At 68.6% G+C, this 4,243-nt stretch carries 3 protein-coding genes and 2 pseudogenes; 2 read left to right on the top strand and 3 right to left on the bottom strand.

All coding sequences use genetic code 11. The features are described from left to right. Positions 1-35: 35 nt before the first annotated feature. Both CSW58_RS06115 and pip read right to left on the bottom strand, forming a co-directional pair. Positions 36-329, bottom strand: coding sequence for a hypothetical protein (locus CSW58_RS06115; protein ID WP_099446687.1), 294 nt, complete (start codon positions 327-329; stop codon positions 36-38). 249 nt (positions 330-578) lie between these two features. Beyond that, positions 579-1,568, bottom strand: a complete 990-nt coding sequence (gene pip, locus CSW58_RS06110) for a prolyl aminopeptidase (RefSeq protein ID WP_099446686.1) — start codon at positions 1,566-1,568, stop codon at positions 579-581. A 114-nt stretch (positions 1,569-1,682) separates the two neighbouring features. On the opposite strand from pip, the gene CSW58_RS06105 reads away from it, so the two are divergent. After that, complete coding sequence (locus CSW58_RS06105; protein ID WP_099446685.1) at positions 1,683-1,952, top strand: low temperature requirement protein A; 270 nt, start codon at positions 1,683-1,685, stop codon at positions 1,950-1,952. Here the strand turns inward: CSW58_RS06105 and CSW58_RS06100 are convergent. Next, positions 1,949-2,910: pseudogene (locus CSW58_RS06100) on the bottom strand (alpha/beta fold hydrolase). The gene CSW58_RS06105 and the pseudogene CSW58_RS06100 overlap by 4 nt on opposite strands. 143 nt (positions 2,911-3,053) lie before the next feature. On the opposite strand from CSW58_RS06100, the pseudogene CSW58_RS06095 reads away from it, so the two are divergent. Continuing rightward, positions 3,054-4,243: pseudogene (locus CSW58_RS06095) on the top strand (multidrug effflux MFS transporter); the annotation flags it as partial.

The raw sequence follows: 4,243 nt of genomic DNA, 5'->3' as shown, positions 1-4,243 counted from the left end.
CCTTCAGGAGCCGAGGCTGCAAGCCAGGGGCCGACTCAGGCGGGGTCGGTGATCTCGGCAGGGGGCTCGGCGGGCGGATCGACGGGAACGTCGCGAACGTCTTCGGGCAGGCGGCGGTCGAGAATGTCGCCGCCCGTCGAGGCCCAGCGTCGCTCGTTGACCTCGGGTTCGGGCTGGGCTGCGGATGGAGCGGCGCGGGCCGTTACGATCGCCGGCTGAGGGTCAGGACGCCAGGCGATCGGCGCATAGTCGTCGCCGTGATAAGCGATCTCTTCGCTGGGCGGCGGCAAGACCGGCTCGGTCCGCGCCAGGAAATCGGTGCCGATCACATAGTCGGGGGTCTTGCCGGACGGCCAGGCGATGGGTTCGGCCTCGACATATTGCGAGCCCTGAACGAAGCCGGCGTCCGGAGCGGACTCGGCTGGGATCCGAGTTTCATGGCGAAGCCGCCCAGCAGGCCAACGGCCGCGGCGAAGGCCATGCCTTGGAACAGGGTCGGAGTCAGGAGCAGGGTGCGAAGGCGCATGAGGATAGAGCGCGCGACGAGCGATTTTGTTCTCGCGCCCACGCCATTTCGCCTAGAGCGCCAGGGCGGCGTCGGTCGCGCGGACCAGGCCGTCCATGATCCCCGGTTCGGTCGAGGCGTGGCCGGCGTCCCAGATGATCGAGAAATGAGCCTCCGGCCAGGCGCGATGCAGCGACCAGGCGCTGTCCAGCGGCGTGACGACGTCGAAGCGGCCCTGAACGATCCAGGTCGGGATGTGGCGGATGGTGTCGATATTCTTGAGGATCCAGCCGTCCTCGTCGAAGAAGCCGGCATTGGCGAAGAAGTGGCACTCGATCCGCGCGAAGGCGACGGCGAAGTCGACTTCGTTGAACTTCGGCGGCCGGGCTTCCGGCCCTCGAATGGAGATCGTGTCGCCTTCCCACTGGCTCCAGGCCGAGGCCGCCTCGGCCTGAACCCGGCGGTCGGGATGGGTCAGGCGGCGGTGATAGGCTCCCATCAGGTCGCCGCGTTCCTCGACCGGAATGGGGGCCAGAAAGCGCTCCCAGGCGTCGGGGAACAGCATGGAGGCGCCGTCCTGATAGAACCAGCGCAACTCCTTCTGGGTCAGCAGAAAGATGCCGCGCAGCACCAGGGCCTCGACCCGGTCGGGATGCTTGATGGCGTAGGCCAGGGCCAGGGTTGAGCCCCACGACCCGCCGAACACGGTCCACTTCTCGACGCCCAGATGTTCGCGCAGGCGCTCGATATCGGCGATCAGGCTCCAGGTGGTGTTGTCCTCGAGGCTGGCATTGGGCCGCGAGCGGCCGCAGCCACGCTGATCGAACAGGGCCATGCGCCATTTGGCCGGGTCGAAGAACCGCCGCATGGTCGGATTGACCGCGCCGCCGGGGCCGCCGTGCAGGATCACCGCCGGCTTGCCCTGGGGCGCGCCGCATTCCTCGTAGTAGATCTCGTGGGAGTCCTGGGCCGGCAGCCAGCCGAACGAGAAGGGCTCGACCTCGCGAAACAGGCCGCGGCGGCCCGATGAGGACATGATGGGCGAAGAGTCGTTGCGATCCATGGCCCGACCCTAGCGCGAATTTACGCCGCTAGGGAACGGTCTGCCGGGCGAGACATCCAGCCTTCAGGCAGCCGGCGGGTTTCGAAGGCGACCGCCGGGCGCTAAAGAGATGTGATGATCAATCCTGACGACCTCAGTGACGACGAGCTCCTGGCCCTGCTGTCGCCAGGCCAGCTGGCCGCCCTGGACCGTACGATCGGTGAGATGCTGGCTGACGAGGGCCTGGACAAGGCCCTGTCGCTCGAGGTCCTGGCCCAGGTCTATACCGTCAGGGCCGCCGAGCGGGATCCGGCCTCGGCCCTGGCCATGCTGCAGTTGGCGGCCGCCATGCGCCGCCGCGCCGCCCTGCTGGCCGCCGAGCGCCGGGCGGCCCGGCTGACCTAGGCGGGAAACCGCCGTTCCAGCCAGTCGACCAGGACGCGGCTCAACGCGTGCGGCTTTTCCTGCTGGGTCCAATGTCCGCAATCCTCGATCAGGACCTTCTCCAGATCGCCGATCTGATCGCCCATGCGGTCGGCAGGGCCGGCGGCAGAACCGCATCCTTTTCCGCCATCACCATCAGGCAGGGCACGCCGTCGATCCGCGTCGGCAGATCGGCCGATTGCTCCCAGTTGCGGGTGAAGTTGCGATACCAGTTGACGGGGCCGGTGAAGCCGGTGCGCTGGAAGGCCTCGACGAAGACGGCGATGTCCTCGGCCGTCAGGAATTGCTGGCTGTCGCCTGAGGGATCGTAGCGCTTGAGGCCTTCCTGCAAGGCCAGGCTGCGGCGCTCGGGCGGCCGGCCCTCGACGGCCGTCACCGTGGCGCCGGGCAGTCGCATGAAATAGCGGATGGTGCGTTCCACATCCTGGGACAGCAGGGCGTCGGCCTCGCCCGGAGTCTGGAAATAGACGATGTACATGTCGTCGCCGAAAGCCCGGCGGTACATGGTGATCGGGTCGACGGGCAGGCGTGGGATGAAGGGCGTGTTGACGCCGATGACCCCGGCCACGCGATCTGGATGCATCAGGGGCATCTGCCAGACGATGATGCCGCCCCAGTCGTGACCACAGAACACGGCCTTCTCGACGCCCAGGTGATCCAGCAGGCCCACGAGGTCGCCGGTCAGGTGCGTGATGTCATAGGCCTCGACGCCCTCCGGACACTCGGTCAGGCCATAGCCGCGCTGGTCGGGGGCGATCACCCAGCGCCCGGCGGCGGCGAGGGCGGCGATCTGCCAGCGCCAGGAAAAGGACAGCTCCGGAAAGCCGTGGCACAGGACGATCGGCACGCCCCGGCGCGGTCCGGCCTCGTAATAGGCCATCCGCACCCCGTTGACCTCGGCATAGGCCGGCTGGGGCATGGGCGGGGCTGGCGCGGCGCTCTGGCTCTGGCTCATGATCGTGTTCCACCCTCTTTGATTGCCGACCACCGTGCCGAGGGTTGGGGCGGCTCGCAAGCGGCTTGAGGGGTTCACGTCGCGGCAAACGGGAGTAGAAGCCGCTGATGACCGACCTGCCGCCGCCCATCGCCACGCCTTGGAAATTGGTGCTTCTGCTGGGGGCCCTGACGGCCTTCGCGCCGATGTCGATTGACATGTATCTGTCCAGCCTTCCGGCGATCGGACGGGCTCTTCACGCCGGTCCGGACCAGACCCAGGCGACTCTGGCCGCCTTCTTCGCGGGCATGGCCATTGGACAGTTCATCTATGGCCCGGTCTCGGATCGTCTGGGCCGCCGGGCGCCGATTCTGTTCGGCGTGGGCCTCTATGTCCTGGCCTCGGCGGCCTGCGCGCTCGCCCCGTCGATCGAGTGGCTGATCGGCGCGCGGTTCGTGCAGGCCCTGGGCGGCTGCGCCGGGGCGGTCGTGGCGCGCGCCGTGGTGCGTGACCATTTCGACCACACCGAAACCGCTCGGGTCCTGTCGCTGATGACCCTGATCATGGGCCTGGCGCCGGTCCTGGCGCCGCAATTGGGCGGGCTGGTCCAGGCGGTCGCCGGCTGGCGCGGCGTCTTCTGGGTGCTGACGGCGTTCGGCGCGCTGATCTTTGCCTGGGTCGCGATCACTCTGGTGGAGTCCCGCTCCTCCGAGACCGAGGCCCAGGCCCGCTCCGAAAACCCCCTTCTGGCCTTCAAGGCCCTGCTGCGCCAGCGGCGTCTCGTCGGCTACGGGCTGGCCGGCACGCTGAACGGCGCCGTGCTGTTCACCTACATCTCCAGCGCGCCCGAACTGATCATGGGCGCCTACGGCCACTCGCCGCTGGCGTTCAACATCCTGTTCGCCATGAACGCGGTGGGGATCATCGGCGCCAGCCAGGTCAATCGCCGGCTGCTGCGGCGATTGTCGCCCGACACCGTGCTGTCGCGAGCCAGCGTGGCGTCGCTGATCGCGGCCGTCCTGCTGGTCCTGGCCGCCTGGACGGGGCTCGGTGGGCAATGGACCGTGCTGCCGCTGCTGTTCGCGGCGCTGTCGACCTACGGCCTGATGGCCGGCAACACCATGGCGGGGGCCCTGAGCGTCGACGCCACCCGGGCCGGGTCGACCTCGGCCCTGATGGGGGCGGCGTCGTTCGGGGCCGGCGCGGTGGCGGCCTGGGTCGGCGGTGTGTTGCATGACGGCACGGCCAAGCCGGTGGCGGCGGTGATGTTTCGTCTGTCTCGTGGGCTCGGCCCTGTCGATCTTCCTCATCGCCTTGC

The sequence above is a fragment of the Caulobacter sp. B11 genome, assembly GCF_002737765.1.
GTDB lineage: Bacteria > Pseudomonadota > Alphaproteobacteria > Caulobacterales > Caulobacteraceae > Caulobacter.
This window is presented reverse-complemented; position numbering and strand designations above follow the sequence as displayed.

Excerpts from the sequence above, each read along its gene's own strand:
- pip (WP_099446686.1), bottom strand. The coding sequence starts at position 1,568 with ATGGATCGCAACGACTCTTCGCCCATCATGTCCTCATCGGGCCGCCGC.
- CSW58_RS06105 (WP_099446685.1), top strand. The coding sequence starts at position 1,683 with ATGATCAATCCTGACGACCTCAGTGACGACGAGCTCCTGGCCCTGCTG.